This window comes from Pseudovibrio ascidiaceicola (assembly GCF_900114245.1).
Classification (GTDB): Bacteria; Pseudomonadota; Alphaproteobacteria; order Rhizobiales; family Stappiaceae; genus Pseudovibrio; species Pseudovibrio ascidiaceicola.
In genome coordinates this window covers 142,050-159,194 of the sequence record NZ_FOSK01000013.1, presented here as the reverse complement: position 1 = coordinate 159,194, position 17,145 = coordinate 142,050, and the positions used below count along the sequence as shown (strand labels likewise).

Sequence of the window (17,145 nt, the reverse complement as noted above, 5' to 3'; positions counted from 1 at the left end):
GTTTCCCTGGCGAAGAACGCTGCCGCCTTTTTTAATAAATCTCTCTCTTGCCGTAAAAGCTCGTTTTCCTTGCGCAAGCGGGCTAATTCTTTACTCGCATCCTCATGCGGCCCTGACAGTAAATCCTGATCCCGAAACTCCTTGATCCAGCGGTTCAGCGTAGCACGGCCCACACCCAGATCGGCGGCAATTTCAGGAATGGGTCGACCACTCACTTCTACCAGCCGCGCTGCTTCCCGCTTAAACTCTTCCGTGTAATGTTTGCGCCCCATAAAGTCCTCCTGATCTTAATGTATCAGAAGGCTCTCTACTTTTCCTGAGCCAGTCCAAGGAGTGTCAGTGTGCTTATAACCACCTATGTAATCGATAAGTAACGTGATCATAGTCGCTATTTCTTAGTAACTTCAATTATCTTTGAAAATTCTATTGTAATGGGAGATGGCCTATGCGCTGCGGGGTGAGGGGATTACCTTATTTTACAAGTACACCTAGCTCCACTTCATGCATATTCAGTCTCAGTGGGGGCGTTAGTTGTAACGATCGAAGGTAAGCATGTTGTCCATTTCGGAGATATCACCACAGGCGGGTTAGAGGCGTTACGTATGGTCCACCGTTTGTGACTATTAGATGAGGTATCTGGTTTAAGGACGTTGCTTGAAAGGAGTTTATCAGCTTTCGGGACTTAACTGACCAGTGGAAGCTGTTAATGGTCTCTTAGTTTACGCTGCTCTTCCTAAAAATGCGCCGTGAGGCCGAGTAGGGAAACGCATTCAGAAATAATAACACTCAACCGTCTGCGGCCAGCGCTGATAGTGGTTGCGATGCAACGAGCCCATTGTTTAGTGTATGTTCTTTCAAAATATACCTATAGTAATAAAATTACTTTTACCTATGGCTTAAAATATTTGGAAATTTAGAAGACTTCTGCTTGTTTGAGAGTTTTAAGTTTGCTGAAACTTGATATGCACACTTTGTATTTCTCACCAATCTAGGTAGTAGTTGGCCTGTTCCGATATTCCCGCAAGTAATCTCTCACGGTCCAGTGCGCACAAACGAAAACAGGCCCCAAAGCTGAGCTTTGGGGCCTGTTTTTATAAGTTATTGATCAGAAATCAGCTGCAGCCGCTGGTGGAGCCACAGGTGTCGCATTTTAGGCAGGTGCCGTTGCGGACCATGGTGAAGTTGCCGCATTCTGCGCAGCTTTCGCCCTCATACCCCTTCATGCGGGCCTGAGCGACCTGACTAGCGACAGATGGTTGTGCAGCTGCAGGTGTTGCAGTGCCTACGCTTGCTGTTGCCGTTGCTTCGCCGCCACGCTGGAAGGCCGTTGCAATCGCATCAGACTGAGCAGTGATCGCACCGGCCAGCTGAACAGCCGGGTCTCCACCTGGGACCAGACGGAATTTCTCGGTCTGACCGCGAACAAGGCCGTGAGAAACAATCGCAGGGCTGCTCTCTTCATCCTGACCTTCAGCAGAAGAACGGGAAGTAGATGTCGCACTGTCCAATGCTTCTGGCGGCACGTGTGCCAGATCGTTACGACCCAGATAAGATACAGCCAGCTCACGGAAGATGTAGTCAAGAATGGAGGTTGCATTCTTGATTGCGTCATTGCCCATCACCATGCCAGCAGGCTCAAAACGGGTGAAGGTGAACGCGTCAACATATTCCTCAAGCGGAACGCCGTATTGCAGACCAAGGGAGATCGCAATCGCAAAGTTGTTCATCAATGAGCGGAAGGCAGCGCCTTCTTTGTGCATGTCGATGAAGATTTCGCCGATGCGGCCATCCTGATACTCACCGGTTGTCAGGTACACTTTGTGGCCACCAACGGAAGCTTTTTGAGTGTAACCTTTGCGGCGGTTTGGCAGCTTTTCACGATTGCGAACAGCACGCTCGATGATCCGCTCAACAACACGCTCTGCAACAGCTTCAGCGCGGGCTGCCTGTGGCTGTGCAAGGATGTCATCAACAGTGTCTTCTGCATCATCTTCTTCATCTTCCAGCAACTGAGCGTTCAGCGGCTGAGACAGCTTGGAGCCATCACGGTAAAGAGCGTTTGCTTTCAGACCCAGCTTCCAGGAGAGCATGTAAGCTTCTTTACAGTCCTCAACACTGGCAGTGTTTGCCATGTTGATGGTCTTGGAAATCGCACCGGAGATAAACGGCTGCGCAGCGGCCATCATCTTGATGTGACTGTCAACAGACAGGAAGCGTTCACCAATGCGGCCACATGGGTTCGCACAGTCAAAGACCGGGTAATGCGCTTCTTTCAGGTGCGGTGCACCTTCCAGGGTCATAGCACCACACACATGTGTGTTAGCAGCTTCAATCTCTGCCTTGCTAAAGCCCATGTGGCTCAGAAGGTCAAAATCCATATCTTCCAGCTGCTCAGCAGAAACGCCCAGTTTGCCGGTCAGCAGCTCATCACCAAGGGTCCAGCGGTTGAAGACGAACTTGATATCGAATGCAGACCCAAGTGCTCCAGCCAGTTTCTCAAGCGCAGCATCATCAAAGCCTTTGGCTTTCAGGTTGGCACTGTTGATGGCAGGAGACTGAGAAATGGAACCGTGACCAACAGCATAAGCTTCGATCTCGGCAATTTCAGCCTCTGAGTAACCAAGTGTACGCAGGGCCTCAGGAACAGCGCGGTTGATGATCTTGAAGTAACCGCCACCTGCGAGCTTCTTGAACTTCACCAGCGCAAAGTCAGGCTCAATACCGGTCGTGTCACAATCCATAACCAGACCAATGGTGCCGGTTGGTGCGATCACAGTGGTCTGCGCGTTGCGGTAACCGTGTGCCTCTCCAAGCTCAAGAGCTTTGTCCCATGCAAGACGGGCACGCTCAACAAGCTCAGTCTGTGGGCAGTTGGAAGCATCCAGAGGAACGGGCAGGGTGCTGAGGTTCTCATACCCCTTGCTCTCGCTGTGCGCAGCGCGGCGGTGGTTGCGGATCACGCGCAGCATGTCCTTGGCGTTTTCCTCATAACGAGGGAAAGAGCCAAGCTCACCAGCCATTTCAGCAGAAGTCGCGTAACAAACACCGGTCATGATCGCAGTGATCGCACCACAAAGCGCACGGCCTTCGTCACTGTCATAAGCAATACCAGAGGTCATCAGCAGGCCGCCGATATTGGCGTAGCCCAGACCTGTGGTGCGGTATTCGTAGGACAGTTTAGCAATCTGCTTGGATGGGAACTGCGCCATCATGACGGAGATCTCAAGCACGATCTGCCAGAGGCGGGTCGCATGCTCAAACTTGTCAAAGTCGAACTGCTGGTCTTCCTTGCGGAACTGCAGCAGGTTCAATGAGGCCAGGTTACACGCGGTGTCATCCAGGAACATGTATTCAGAACATGGGTTGGATGCGCGGATCTCGCCGCCCTGTGGGCAGGTATGCCATTCATTGATGGTGGTGTGGTACTGGAGGCCCGGATCAGCAGATGCCCATGCCGCGTAACCAATTTGCTCCCAAAGCTCAGCTGCTTTGATGGTCTTCTTGGTTCCACCGTCAATACGGCCAATCAGATCCCAGTCTCCATCGGCCGCAACAGCTTTCAGGAAGCCATCAGTGACACGAACGGAGTTGTTGGAGTTCTGGCCGGAAACGGTCAGGTAAGCCTCAGAATCCCAGTCTGTGTTGTAGATTGGGAACTCAATGGTCTTGTAACCCTGACGTGCGAACTGAACCACACGCTGAATGTAGTTTTCAGGAACCATTGCCTTCTTAGCAGCACGCATTTCGCGCTTCAGGGCAGGGTTCTTTTTAGGATCAAAGCAATCGTCGCCGCTACCTTCGCAGTTCACACAAGCTTTCATCACAGCCTGCAGGTGCTTCTGACACACTTTGGAACCGGTTACGATGGCCGCGACCTTCTGTTCCTCATGCACCTTCCAGGTCACGAATTCTTCGATATCCGGATGGTCGATATCAACCACAACCATCTTCGCCGCACGGCGGGTTGTGCCGCCGGACTTGATCGCACCAGCTGCACGGTCGCCAATCTTCAGGAAGCTCATAAGGCCGGAGGACTTGCCACCGCCTGCCAGACGCTCACCGCTTGCACGCAAAGAGGAGAAGTTGGTGCCGGTGCCGGAACCGTATTTGAACAGGCGTGCTTCACGAACCCACAGGTCCATGATGCCGTTTTCATTCACAAGGTCATCATCAACAGACTGAATGAAGCAAGCATGCGGCTGCGGATGCTCATAAGCGGTCGCAGAACGGGTCAGCTCACCAGTTTCAAAGTCGACGTAATGGTGACCCTGGCTTGGACCATCAATGCCATACGCCCAGTGCAGGCCGGTATTGAACCACTGTGGGGAGTTCGGAGCAACCTTCTGGGTCGCGAGCATGTACCGCAGTTCATCATAAAACGCCTGCGCATCAGCTTCGCTGTCGAAGTATCCGCCCTTCCAGCCCCAGTACGTCCATGTACCAGCCAGACGATCAAACACCTGACGGCTGTCGATCTCAGACCCAAAGCGCTTGTCTTTCGCCATCTTGGAAAGAGCTTTGTCGTCTGGAGCTTTACGCCACAACCAGGATGGAACGGTGTTTTCTTCTACCGCTTTCAGCTTGGCCGGAACACCAGCTTTGCGGAAGTATTTCTGTGCCAGAATATCAGAGGCAACCTGAGAGAATTGCTTAGGAACCTGAATGTTCTCCAAGCGAAACACAACGGATCCGTCTGGGTTACGGATCTCGCTCGTTGCGTTGCAAAACTCAATATCTGCGTAGGGGGATTGTCCTTCCGCAGTATATCGCCGCTCAATTCTCATGTTTAGCCCCTTATCGCACCCGGTGACGGTCACCGCGGTGCATCTCGGTTTTAAGAGCGCCGATAGCTAAGATTTTAACCAAAAGTCCGCCGCCGGTTTTGATTAATCCGCTATCTGGCATTTATCCTAGTAAACGCAGGTAAAGTGGCACGCAATTCGATGCTATTACAATATCTAGTGTGCTGATAATATATTAACACAATATTTAGGCTGCAATTGGCAAAAAAAAGCGACCGCTGGAAGTGAATGTTAATTCAACTCCTAGCACTCGAAGCTACTTAAATGTGGTGAACTCCCGGCCGAGGCCGCACTATCCTGAACACGTCTTGATTTCGACCTCAAATTAGATTGAATCGGAAAGCATCGTCAAGCGTGATCTGTCCACTGGTTGTGTGCATAAGAGGGATCGAAACACCAAATATTGTAATCTGTGTGGATTGTGGGGAGGCCTAAGTGTGTTCCAAATCGGGCACAGGCAGCAGAACCCCGCCATTTCCGCAAAGCCAAGCGAAAATGCAAATTCAAGCTCATTTTTTCTGGGGGATATTTTTAGGAAAAATTATTCAGTGGATCAGAAAATTTCACGGGTAAAAAAGTCTGTGTACCCCACGCAATTTTACGCAGTGGTTGTATGGAGAGATCATATATAGTTTCTCAATTACCTTTGGTATCTGGTTAGGTTAAATTAGCGAGCAGATATGCATCACACCTCCTTCGGCAAGGACATTTCTCAGTTAGATGTGGTTCTTGTGGAACAGTCAAAACCCACCCAAGCAATCTTAAGGGGTATCTTAGGCACCCTGAAGCTTGGGCGCGTGCGTGTCTATGACAGCCCCAAAGATGCATTACCAATGCTCATCTCAGACCCACCAGATCTGGTGTTGTCTGGTTGGGAGATGAAACCCGTCAGCGGTTTTCAGCTCTTAAAGCTTATGCGTTCAGGCCGAATCCCCGAGCTCATCAATGTTCCGCTCGTCTTTATTACGGCCTACGGCACCCGCGCACTGGTGACGCGCGCGTTAGAGGCAGGGGCTCACCATCTGCTGGTGACGCCAATCTCGTCGTCTGTCTTGAAGAAATCGCTAGAATCAATCTGCAAGGATCGTCGTCAGTTCATCCGCAACAATGACGGCGGGTTCATTATTGATGGAACGGCAAAGCGGCTCGAACAGAATCAGGCCAAGTTCGCAGCACTCAACAAAGCGCGCGAATATCAGAAGGACGAGAACGCGCCATCACCCGAATCTGAAATGACGCCAAGGCCGCGCAGATCGGCGAAAAGAGATGAGAACGAGCCTCTCTCACTCAAGGACCTGGAAGTTGGGAATGTGTCACCAGCAGACAAGTTCAGTCAAAACCCGTACTTATCGCGCCGTACCAAGAAGTAACGTGCAAAATAGCCTCGGGAATTGTGAAAATAATAACTGACCCTAGGATATTTAAAGCGACTTCCGGTGAATAGTTGAAACTACGGTACTCTAAGACTGGACAGGCACCCAAACACTCGTCATATTCCGAGAAAATTTACAAAGCCACCGATCTGGAAAGGCCAGACACATGAAACACCTTCTGCTTACGTTCTTCACATGGTGGAACAGTGACACGTGGGGCACTCGCTTCTTCACATGGAGAAAGGGTGAGTTCGTCGGGACCGATGAGTTTGGCAACAAGTATTATAAAGAGCGCGGCGGCAAACGCCGTTGGGTGATTTATAAAAACCTTGCAGAAGCCTCCCAGATCCCTGCCGGTTGGCACGGTTGGATGCACTACCGCACAGACACTCCTCCAACAGAGAGTGATTATGTGGCGCGCGAGTGGGAAATTGCTCACTCCCCAAACCTGACAGGCACACCAAACGCTTATCGTCCAAAAGGCTCCATTCTGACCCCGGAAAAACGCCCGGAAGTGACCGGAGACTACCACGCCTGGACACCTGGCGAATAAGTCAGACATCAGTTACGAAAAAAGCCCGGTCAATCGACCGGGCTTTTTTTAATGCACAAATCATTGCTGACTAACCAGCGTCTTCCCCGATCAGACCGAGGCGGCGATCAAGATAGCTTGCACAGTTGCCAATCAGGCCATCAACGTGATTCTCGAAGAAGTGGTTGGCGCCTGGCATTTCCTGGTGGTCGATGATGATACCCTTTTGGGTTTTCAGCTTATCAACCAAAGCCTGAACATCCTTCTGTGGAACCACTTTGTCCTGCTCGCCATGAATAATCAGGCCAGAAGACGGGCAGGGTGCCAGGAAGGAGAAGTCATGCAAGTTGGCTGGTGGGGCAATGGAGATAAAGCCCTCAACTTCAGGACGACGCATCAGGAGCTGCATGCCAATCCATGCACCAAATGAGAAGCCCGCAATCCAGCAAGCACGTGCATCCGGATGGATGGTTTGTACCCAGTCCAACGCCGCAGCAGCATCTGAAAGCTCACCTTGACCATGGTCGAACTGACCCTGGGAACGACCCACGCCGCGGAAGTTGAAACGCAAAACTGCGAAGCCGCGTTTCGCAAACATGTAATAGGTCTGATAGATAATCTGGTTGTTCATCGTGCCGCCAAACTGCGGGTGCAAATGAAGAACCAGTGCAATCGGAGCATTACGTTTTTTTGCTGGATGGAAACGGCCTTCTAGCCGCCCTGCAGGGCCATTGAAGATCACCTCAGGCATATACTGCAAAATCCTCTTGTTTTAGTCGGCAGCAACTGTCTGCCGGCTTTTTGGTATACCGGATCATTGTCGATTAAACTTGACTGCGAGACGCAAGTTTATTAGAACCAGTTTAGAATTATTCTACGATGAACCTCAAGGGCTACACTGAAAATCGGCCTCTATTGGAGAAAGGTATATCCAACTCGGCGCATGCACGTTATAGACCTCAACGAACTCAAAGGGAACTCTTTACCCCTTATCGTAAGCACCGTGGAAAATATCAAGGTTTCCATTTCCATAGAGACCCAATTAGGGCACTAAAGAACCCCATTTTCTGTGTTAAACTATGACAATAAACCGCGAACTGACATATTTAGACTATAACGCCAGCGCTCCGCTGAGGGAAGAATCTCTTTTAGCTCTTCAGGAAGCCTACAAAGCAGCTGGCAATGCGTCCTCTATTCACAGCAGCGGTCGGCGCGCCCGATCCATCATCGAAGATGCAAGGCACAAAATTGCAGATCTGGTAGATGGCAACCCGGCGAATATCATTTTTACGAGTGGAGCGTCAGAGGCGAACGTCACAGCATTATCGCCCACTTGGCTAAAAAATGGCGAGCCCTATATTCTGACCCAGGTTTTTGTGAGCGCAATCGAACACCCATCCATTATAGCTGGTGGTCGGTTTGCAGCCCAAAACGTGCAAAGCATTCCCGTTGATGAAGACGGGCGCGTGGTGGTGAGTGAACTGCGCAGATTGCTTGAGAAGCTGGGAGAAGATGAAACCGCATTGGTATCTGTTATGGCTGCCAATAGTGAGACCGGTGTTTTGCAGCCCCTGCAGGAAATCGGCGTTCTCACAGAAGATTTAGGTCATCTCTACCATGTGGATGCAGTCCAGATGGCAGGGAAAGAACCGCTTTCAATGGCCATGATTGGCTGCAACTCCATGTCGATCTCCTCCCATAAGCTCGGAGGTCCGCAAGGGGTTGGCGCTCTTATCCTCGGGAAAGGCGATTTTCGCCCCATTCCACTGCTGACAGGTGGCGGACAAGAATCGTGGAGAAGAGCCGGAACAGAGAATACGGCAGGCATTGCAGGATTTGCGGTTGCGGCAGCGCAATCAACTAATCCTGATGAACATGCTAGGATTTCGCGCCTGCGAGACCATATGGAAGAGAGACTGAATGAGCTCTCTTCAGATGCGATCATCTTCGGTAAAGATGTCGCGCGTCTTGGCAACACGACGTGTTTCGCAGTTGAAGGGATTTCAGCTGAAACCGCACTGATCAACTTTGACTTGTTTGGTGTCGCTGTTTCATCTGGATCTGCTTGTTCATCCGGCAAAGTAGGCGCATCCCATGTGCTTCTTGCAATGGGAGTATCGGAATCATTGGCGCGTGGCGCAATCCGGGTCAGTCTCGGTTGGGCGACAACCCAAGAAGATGTTGAGCGTTTTTTAGGCGCTTGGACGAAAATTTATAAACGAATGAAGCCCACATAGAAGGGGTGAACGCCGTATATAAAAATAAACGAGGACAAACCCTCGTATAAATAAGGATGCACTGTGTTGCGACAGAGCATCTGTTAAGTAAGGGCAAACGGGTCCAATAATCGTACCCAATGCGGCTTTGAACCGCGTATGGAGACAAAGCATGGCGGCAGTCCAGGAAACAATTGATCAGGTCAAAGCAATTGATGTTGATCAGTATAAATATGGCTTCGTAACCGATATCGAAAGTGAGCTTGCTCCCAAAGGGCTCAATGAAGATATCGTTGCATACATTTCGGCTAAAAAAGACGAACCGGAATGGATGCTCAATTGGCGCTTGGAAGCGTTCCGTCGTTGGAAGACGATGGAAGAGCCAACATGGGCGCGAGTTGATTACCCGAAGATCGACTTCGAAGACCTTCATTATTATGCAGCACCTAAAAAACGTGAGGGACCCAAGTCTCTTGACGAGGTGGATCCAGAGATTCTGGAAACCTACAAGAAGCTGGGCATTCCATTGTCCGAGCAGGAAATCTTGGCAGGTGTTGCACCAGAAAACCGCGTCGCAGTTGATGCCGTTTTCGATAGTGTTTCAGTAGCAACAACCTTTAAGGAAGAACTGGCCAAGGCAGGCGTTATTTTCTGCCCGATCTCCGAAGCAATTCGTGAGCATCCAGAGCTGGTTCAAAAATACCTTGGTTCTGTTGTTCCGGTCTCCGACAACTTCTACGCAACATTGAACTCAGCTGTATTCTCTGATGGGTCGTTTGTGTACATTCCACCAGGCGTGCGTTGCCCAATGGAACTGTCCACCTACTTCCGTATCAACGAGCCGAACACTGGCCAGTTTGAGCGTACGCTGATCATCGCAGATAAAGGCTCTTATGTGTCTTATCTGGAAGGGTGTACTGCCCCTCAGCGCGATGAAAACCAGCTGCACGCTGCTGTGGTTGAGCTTGTTGCTCTGGAAGATGCACAGATTAAGTATTCTACCGTTCAGAACTGGTACCCAGGCGACTCTGAAGGCAAAGGCGGTATCTACAACTTCGTGACCAAGCGTGGCGACTGCCGCGAAAAGAACTCCAAAATCTCTTGGACACAGGTTGAAACCGGTTCTGCCATCACTTGGAAATACCCAAGCTGCATTCTGCGCGGAGATAACTCACAAGGTGAGTTCTACTCCATTGCGATCTCGAATGGTCACCAGCAGATCGACAGCGGCACCAAGATGATCCATCTGGGCAAAAATACAGCCAGCCGGATTATCTCCAAGGGTATCTCCGCAGGTGTCTCTCAAAACACCTATCGCGGGCAGGTTTCCGCGCATCGCAAGGCATCTAACGCACGTAACTTCACCCAGTGTGACTCGCTTCTCATTGGCGATAAGTGCGGTGCCCACACCGTCCCTTACATCGAAAGCAAGAACTCCTCAGCGGTGTTCGAGCATGAGGCAACAACCTCCAAGATCTCTGACGATCAGATGTTCTACTGTCAGGCCCGTGGCCTTGATGAGGAAGAAGCTGTCGCATTGATCGTGAATGGTTTTGTCCGGGACGTAATCCAGCAACTGCCAATGGAATTCGCAGTTGAGGCACAAAAACTGATTTCGATCAGCCTTGAAGGAAGTGTGGGCTAAAACGCGGACCACCGTGTTTGCCTCGTACCTATTGAAGAATTGAAAAGACGAGAACGATAGATGCTTGAGATCAAAAACCTGCACGCCGAAGTTGATGGCAACAAAATCCTTCGCGGCATTGACCTGACTGTACGCCCGGGCGAAGTCCACGCGATCATGGGACCAAACGGGTCTGGTAAGTCCACCCTGTCATATGTATTGGCAGGCAAAGACGATTACGAGATCACCGAGGGCTCCATCTCCTACAATGGCGTTGACTGGGCCGAGCTTGGTGCCGATGAGCGCGCCGCTGCCGGCATGTTCCTTGCGTTCCAGTACCCGATCGAAATTCCGGGTGTTGCAACCATGACCTTCCTGAAGACTGCGTTGAATGCACAGCGCAAAGCACGCGGTGAAGATGAAATCTCCACCCCTGACTTCATGAAGCTTGTACGTGAGAAATCCAAAGAGCTGAAAGTGACGCCAGACATGCTCAAGCGTCCACTCAACGTTGGCTTCTCCGGCGGTGAAAAGAAACGCGCTGAGATCCTGCAGATGTCTCTGCTGGAACCAACTCTGTGCGTTTTGGATGAAACAGATTCAGGTCTGGACATCGATGCACTGCGCGTTGTTTCTGAAGGCGTCAACCAGCTTCGCTCCCCTGAGCGCTCTATGATCGTGATCACGCACTACCAGCGTCTGCTCGATCACATTGTACCGGACGTCGTGCACGTTCTGTCCAAAGGGAAGATCGTTAAAACCGGTGGTAAAGAGCTTGCTCTTGAACTGGAGAAAAACGGTTACGCTGATTACGTCGGCGAAGAAGCTGCTTGAGCTGGAGGGTAACCGATGAATGCTCCGGCAAATATTAAAGAGACAAAAGCAGAGCAGAGCCTGAACGCTCAGTTCGACGCAATTTTCGCGCAAACAACGCAAGAAAACGCAAATCAACGCAAACAGGCGTGGGATGCTTTCAAAGCAAAAGGCATTCCACATCGCCGCGTTGAAGAGTGGCACTACACAGACCTGCGCACCAAAATGAACGATGCATTTGCATTGGCTTCAAAAACCGCGCCCAAAGCTGATGCTTTAAAGGGTGCTGGTGGTCTGAAGACCTACCGCATTGCCATCGTCAATGGTCGATATGCGCCAGAACTGTCGTCAGATCAAGACGTTGCAGGCTTGAGTATTGCTCAGACCGGCGGCTTCCTGGCATCACAGCTCGGCACCGACGACGCCATGGCGCACCTCAATCAGGCTCTGGTTCAGGGCGGCATCAGTATCAAAATCGCTGCAGATGCAAAGATTGATCTGCCGATTGAGATCGTTCGTTACACCGATGGTTCCGAAGTCAGCTCTTATGCAGGCACCTCGGTTGAAATCGGCTCAGGCGCAAAAGCACTCATCATCGAGAGCTTTGAAGGTGATGCCGACGCTGCTTACCAGTCCAACGCCCTTACTGAGGTCAAAGTTGGCGACAAAGCAGATGTGCACTGGCTGAAGTTGCAGGTGGAAAGCGCAAAAGCGCAGCATATCGAAACGCTTAGCATTGAGCTGGGTGCGGAAACCAATTTCCAGCACTTCATCTACAATGAAGGCGCATCGCTCTCTCGTGCCCAGCTCTTCCTTGAGTTCAAGGGCGAGAACACCCATGCTGGCCTACGCGGAACATCTCTGCTCAAAGACAGCCAACATGCTGATATCACACTGTTTGTGAAACACGCCGTTCGAGGATGTGAAAGCCGCGAATACTACCGCTCGGTTGTCGACGACAAAGCCCGCGCAGTCTTCCAAGGCAAGATCATTGTGGAGCAAGCCGCGCAGAAGACAGATGGTCAGATGATGATCAAAACGCTTCTGCTGAGCGATACCGCTGAAATCAATGCCAAACCTGAGCTCGAAATCTTTGCAGACGACGTTCAGTGCGCCCACGGTTCCACCACTGGCGACATTGACGAAGACCTGCTGTTCTACCTCATGGCACGCGGTATTCCAGAAGCGCAGGCACGCAAAATCCTCGTTCTCGCATTCCTTTCTGAAGCTATTGAGGAATTTGAAGAGGAACAGTGTGTAGAATTGCTGGAAGCAATGACACGCAGTTGGCTTCATGCCGATGATATGGTGAGCGAATGACCAAGGTCGACAACACGGCTTTCACAGCTCCATACGACGTTGAGAAGGTTCGGAAAGATTTTCCGATCCTTTCAACGGAGGTCTATGGCAAGCCGTTGGTCTACCTGGATAATGGTGCGTCAGCCCAAAAGCCGACGGCGGTGATTGATGCAATCACCAAAGCCTACACCCAGGAATATGCTAATGTGCATCGTGGCTTACACTACCTGTCAAACACAGCCACCGAAAACTTTGAGGCGGCACGCGAAACCGTGCGCCGTTTCCTGAATGCTCCAAGCGTTGACGAAATTGTTTTTACAAAATCGACGACTGAAGCAATCAATCTGGTGTCCTATGGATTGGAAGATGACATCCAGGAAGGCGATGAGATCATCATCTCTATCATGGAACACCATTCCAACATCGTGCCTTGGAACTTCCTTCGGGAACGCAAAGGCGCTGTCATCAAATGGGCACCTATTGCAGAAGATGGTACGTTTCTGCTGGATGAGTTTGAAAAACTCCTGACAGACCGCACCAAAATTGTCGCAATGACCCATATGTCCAACGTCACCGGAACCGTGGTTCCAGTGAAAGAAGTCACGCGTCTTGCACACGAACGTGGTGCAAAAGTCCTGATTGATGGCTCGCAAAGTGCAGTGCACATGCCTGTCGACGTTCAGGATATTGGCTGTGACTTCTATGCGATCACCGGGCATAAGCTCTACGGTCCAAGCGGCATCGGCGTGCTCTACGGCAAAAAAAAGATCCTCAACAAGATGCGCCCATTCCAGGGCGGCGGTGAGATGATCAAGGACGTGACTGAGTGTCTCGTCACCTATGCTGAAGCTCCGCATCGTTTTGAGGCTGGTACCCCGCCAATCGTTCAGGCTATTGGATTAGGGGCCGCCCTTGACTATATGGAGAGTCTGGGGCGCGAAAATATCGCATTGCATGAAGCGTCCCTACGTGATTATGCAGAGCAGCGCTTAAAGGAAGTCAATTCTCTGAAGATCTTTGGCAACGCCAAGGATAAGGGATCGATCTTCTCCTTTGAGATTGAGGGGGTTCACGCCCACGATATCTCAATGGTGATTGACAGAGCGGGCGTTGCAGTTCGGGCCGGTACGCATTGCGCGCAACCTTTGCTGGCGCGTTACGGCGTGACCAGTACATGCCGTGCAAGTTTTGGCCTGTACAACACCCATGATGAAGTCGATCGCCTGGTAGAAGCCTTGCGTAAAGCGCAGATGATGTTTGGTTAGGACCTATGACAGACAACACACAAACAAGCGAGTTCTCTGACGGACCTTTGACAACTCCGGAAATCAACCAGAGTTCCGCAATCCCTGCGGAAGAGCTGGAGCGTTTGACCGGTGATATCATCGCTGCGATGAAGACCGTATTCGATCCGGAAATTCCGGTCGATATCTATGAACTTGGCTTGATCTACAAGGTTGATATCGAGGATGACCGCACGGTTAAAATCGACATGACTTTGACCGCTCCAGGCTGCCCTGTTGCTGGCGAAATGCCGATCTGGGTCGAAAACGCAGTAAGTTCTGTACCAGGCGTTGGCACCGTGCAGGTGGATATGACCTTCGACCCCCCATGGGATCCAAGCCGCATGTCCGACGAAGCTCGCGTTGCATTGAACTTCTTCTAAGGTTCGAAAGCGCTTACAATGTATGGCACCTCAACTGTGTTGAGGTGCCCATGGAGGGTGCAAAATGGCCTCAGGATTTCAGGTACTATCGCTGACGGACGAAGCAGCTGAGTATATTCGCACTTTGCTTGATGCAAGTGATGCTGATCCGCTTGGATTACGTGTCGCCATCAAAACAGGCGGCTGTGCGGGCATGGAGTACGAGCTGGATCTGGTGACAGAAGCAAAGTCGGGCGATGATGTTGTTGAAGATAAAGGCGTAAAGGTCTTTGTTGATCCCGCAGCTACGCTTTACCTGCTTGGAACTGAAATGGGCTTTGAAACCACAAAGTTCCGCTCTGGTTTTACGTTCAAAAATCCAAATGAAGTATCTGCCTGCGGCTGCGGTGAATCCGTAGAGCTGCTGCCAGCTGATCTTTCAAAGTTCGCTCAGAAAAACTAGTAGCGCTCAAGTCTGAGCAACTAAGACAATAGGTGGGGTGCCGTGTCTCTTTTTAATTCATTGAAAAACGATAATCTCGAGACATGGCATTCCTACACCAAACATGAATTTGTCCAGGGCCTCGGCGACGGAACTCTGCCAATTGCAGCATTTAAGAAGTACCTCGTCCAAGACTACCTCTTCCTGATTGAGTTCGCACGCGCCTATGCGCTTGGCATGTACAAATCTACAGATCTTGTACAGATGCGGAAGTGTCTTTCCTCAGCAAAGGGCATCCTCGAAGTCGAGATGAGCCTTCATATCCGCCTTTGCGAAAGTTGGGGCCTGTCTGAAAACGAGATTGTCGCAACTCCGGAAGAGCCAGCAAATCTTGCATACACTCGGTATGTTCTCGACACCGCAATGAAGGGCGATATGCTCGACCTGAAAGTTGCACTCGCACCTTGTGCTATCGGTTACGGCGAGATCGGTGCTGAACTGGCAAAACAAGACGGCGCTCTCGACACAAGCAATCCATATGCCGAATGGATCAAAGAATACTCCAGTGATGAGTATCAGGAACTCGCTGCTGATGCAGTGAAGGAAATTGATGATCTCGGTGCGCTCTACGCGACTGATGCACGCTATGCCAAATTGTCTAGGATATTTAGAGAGGCCACTAGACTTGAGGCCAATTTCTGGCAGATGGGCCTCGAGCTATAATCATTCAAAAGAACACTTCACATTTCTGTGAGTGGATGAAACAGGCAATATTCTTGTCGGTCTTCGGCTGAATATTGCAAGCTTTCAATATATTTATATCTTTTGGTGATTGCTTATGTCTTTATCCTCGTTTTTTATATCTGATAAACGCCCGATATTTCTGAAGAATATCCGTTGTCGTCCCATGTTTGGTGGCCACGGATATTACATGAATGGTAAAATGTTCGCGCTCGTCCGCGAGAAATCACTATATCTCAAAGCGGGTTCCAGCAATGTTGCAGATTTTCTGCTAACAGGCCAGCTGCCTTACATTCATCAGTGCTTCGGAGAGTATTTCCCGACAAACTTCTATTCAGTTCCGCTGAATGTTATCGAGGATGAAGTCCAACTGACACGATGGATTGCAAAGGCAATTCGCCAACTCGCTCAGGCGAAGGAGAGTGCCAAAGCCTCTTCAGCCTTGGATAGCCGACAAAAAAAGACGGCAACCATACGATCTGCCGTCTCGAATACGTTTTTCTTTTAAAATTAGCGGTGCTAAGCAACCTGTGTCACGCTGGGGATCTTCTTCTCTTCCTCAGCTTTCACAAGGTTGCGGCCAGCTTTCTTGGCAGCATAAAGCGCCAGATCAGCACGAGAGACCATACTCTCAGCACTGTCACCAGGCCGGAATGTCGATATACCGATTGAAATGGTGATGCGGCCTAGGTTTTCACCGGTTGACCGTTTTACCAATTCTTTTGCAACAACGTTCTTACGGATTTTCTCCGCAATCACCTTTGCATCTTCGATGGTGGTTCTTGGCAGAATGATACCAAACTCTTCACCGCCATAACGACACGCAATGTCGTTGTTCTTGACATTCTGCTTCACCGCTAGCGCCACAAGTCGAAGAACCTGGTCGCCAGTCTGATGGCCGTAGTTGTCATTGAACTGCTTGAAGTGGTCGATATCTGAAATCAGTAAGGAGAGGGGAGCATGGCTCTCTTCCGCCTCTTTAACCGCGCGCACAAGACTCTGATCAAAATGCTTACGGTTGTTCAACGTGGTCAGCTCATCAGTGAGTGACTCGTACCGGATCGCTTCCAAACCTTCCTGCAAAACACCGATCTGGCGACGAGAATCAACCAGTTGCTCGCGGAGTTCTTGATTGCTCTCTGCTGTCTCAGTGGTCAGTTTTGCAAGATGAATGACAAGTTTGGAAAGCTGAGAACGATCACTAACATTCTCAAGAGCACTCAATGTACGGGCCAGCTCTTCACCGTACTCGGTGGTTTTGAGCGTTCCCTTATCAAGTGCGGAAATCGGTTCCCGAACTTCCTCGGAGATCTTGTCGCCAACTTCGTCAATGCGCTCACCCAAACGGTTCGGCGACAAAAAGCGGTTATAGATCTTCTGAGTCTCTTCAGGAGAAATTTTGCCATCGCGGGCAAGAATCTTATTGATGGTCCGGTTCAGGGCCCGGTTAAACCCGGAAGCGTAAGAATACCACAGCTCATAGTTGCGTGGAAACGCTGGAAGCTTATTCGTCTTGATGTAATCGAGCGCACTGTCTGCATAAACAATCGTACGCTTGAACTCGTCTTCTTGACTCATGATTGCATCACCGCGTCACGGAAAGGGCTACCCCATAATTAATAAGCTAATTTAACATTAGCTTATTTAATGGGATATAC

General features: G+C 50.4%; 15 protein-coding genes. 11 read left to right on the top strand and 4 right to left on the bottom strand.

All coding sequences use genetic code 11. From position 1 onward, the window contains the following. Together BM231_RS21855 and BM231_RS21850 are read right to left on the bottom strand one after the other, a co-directional pair. Nucleotides 1–272 (bottom strand): transposase (locus BM231_RS21855; RefSeq protein ID WP_139226394.1); only part of this gene is annotated, 272 nt, incomplete at its 3' end. An 840-nt stretch (nucleotides 273–1,112) separates the two neighbouring features. Then, nucleotides 1,113–4,784 carry a vitamin B12-dependent ribonucleotide reductase gene (locus BM231_RS21850; protein ID WP_093522846.1) on the bottom strand — a complete coding sequence of 1,224 codons (3,672 nt, stop codon included), beginning with the start codon at nucleotides 4,782–4,784 and terminating at the stop codon, nucleotides 1,113–1,115. Between the two features lie 698 nt (nucleotides 4,785–5,482). Between BM231_RS21850 and BM231_RS21845 the strand changes: the two genes are divergently transcribed. Next, the gene (locus BM231_RS21845; protein WP_093522844.1) at nucleotides 5,483–6,172 is read left to right on the top strand and encodes a response regulator; all 690 of its coding nucleotides are present in this window, start codon (nucleotides 5,483–5,485) and stop codon (nucleotides 6,170–6,172) included. Nucleotides 6,173–6,341: 169 nt separating this feature from the next. After that, nucleotides 6,342–6,728, top strand: coding sequence for an NADH:ubiquinone oxidoreductase subunit NDUFA12 (locus tag BM231_RS21840; RefSeq protein WP_093522842.1), 387 nt, complete (start codon nucleotides 6,342–6,344; stop codon nucleotides 6,726–6,728). Between the two features lie 70 nt (nucleotides 6,729–6,798). On the opposite strand, the gene BM231_RS21835 is transcribed toward BM231_RS21840, so the two are convergent. Continuing rightward, a complete protein-coding gene (locus tag BM231_RS21835; RefSeq protein WP_093522840.1) occupies nucleotides 6,799–7,458 on the bottom strand; it encodes an alpha/beta hydrolase in 660 nt (219 codons plus the stop codon). 328 nt (nucleotides 7,459–7,786) lie between these two features. Between BM231_RS21835 and BM231_RS21830 the strand changes: the two genes are divergently transcribed. The 9 genes from BM231_RS21830 to BM231_RS21790 all read left to right on the top strand — a co-directional run bounded on the left by BM231_RS21830 (nucleotide 7,787) and on the right by BM231_RS21790 (nucleotide 15,995). Then, a complete protein-coding gene (locus BM231_RS21830; protein WP_093522838.1) occupies nucleotides 7,787–8,944 on the top strand; it encodes a cysteine desulfurase family protein in 1,158 nt (385 codons plus the stop codon). 151 nt (nucleotides 8,945–9,095) lie between these two features. Further along, the gene (gene sufB / locus BM231_RS21825) at nucleotides 9,096–10,568 is read left to right on the top strand and encodes a Fe-S cluster assembly protein SufB (protein ID WP_057465165.1); all 1,473 of its coding nucleotides are present in this window, start codon (nucleotides 9,096–9,098) and stop codon (nucleotides 10,566–10,568) included. Nucleotides 10,569–10,628: 60 nt separating this feature from the next. Continuing rightward, a complete protein-coding gene (sufC, locus tag BM231_RS21820) occupies nucleotides 10,629–11,381 on the top strand; it encodes a Fe-S cluster assembly ATPase SufC (protein ID WP_057465164.1) in 753 nt (250 codons plus the stop codon). A 15-nt stretch (nucleotides 11,382–11,396) separates the two neighbouring features. Then, a complete protein-coding gene (sufD, locus tag BM231_RS21815) occupies nucleotides 11,397–12,680 on the top strand; it encodes a Fe-S cluster assembly protein SufD (RefSeq protein ID WP_093522836.1) in 1,284 nt (427 codons plus the stop codon). After that, nucleotides 12,677–13,924, top strand: coding sequence for a cysteine desulfurase (locus BM231_RS21810; RefSeq protein ID WP_093522834.1), 1,248 nt, complete (start codon nucleotides 12,677–12,679; stop codon nucleotides 13,922–13,924). The genes sufD and BM231_RS21810 overlap by 4 nt, the downstream gene beginning before the upstream one ends. A gap of 5 nt (nucleotides 13,925–13,929) precedes the next feature. Then, on the top strand, nucleotides 13,930–14,325 hold the full coding sequence (locus BM231_RS21805; RefSeq protein WP_063296831.1) for an SUF system Fe-S cluster assembly protein: 396 nt from the start codon (nucleotides 13,930–13,932) through the stop codon (nucleotides 14,323–14,325). Nucleotides 14,326–14,389: 64 nt separating this feature from the next. Then, the gene (locus BM231_RS21800; protein ID WP_093522832.1) at nucleotides 14,390–14,767 is read left to right on the top strand and encodes a HesB/IscA family protein; all 378 of its coding nucleotides are present in this window, start codon (nucleotides 14,390–14,392) and stop codon (nucleotides 14,765–14,767) included. Nucleotides 14,768–14,809: 42 nt separating this feature from the next. Further along, a complete protein-coding gene (gene tenA / locus BM231_RS21795; RefSeq protein WP_093522830.1) occupies nucleotides 14,810–15,469 on the top strand; it encodes a thiaminase II in 660 nt (219 codons plus the stop codon). 115 nt (nucleotides 15,470–15,584) lie between these two features. Continuing rightward, entirely contained in the window at nucleotides 15,585–15,995 is a 411-nt protein-coding gene (locus tag BM231_RS21790) for a TfoX/Sxy family protein (RefSeq protein ID WP_093522828.1), read from the top strand. Nucleotides 15,996–16,006: 11 nt separating this feature from the next. Here the strand turns inward: BM231_RS21790 and BM231_RS21785 are convergent, their stop codons facing one another. Then, nucleotides 16,007–17,065 (bottom strand): GGDEF domain-containing protein, encoded by a 1,059-nt coding sequence (locus tag BM231_RS21785; protein WP_093522826.1) that lies wholly within the window; start codon nucleotides 17,063–17,065, stop codon nucleotides 16,007–16,009. Nucleotides 17,066–17,145: the final 80 nt, after the last annotated feature.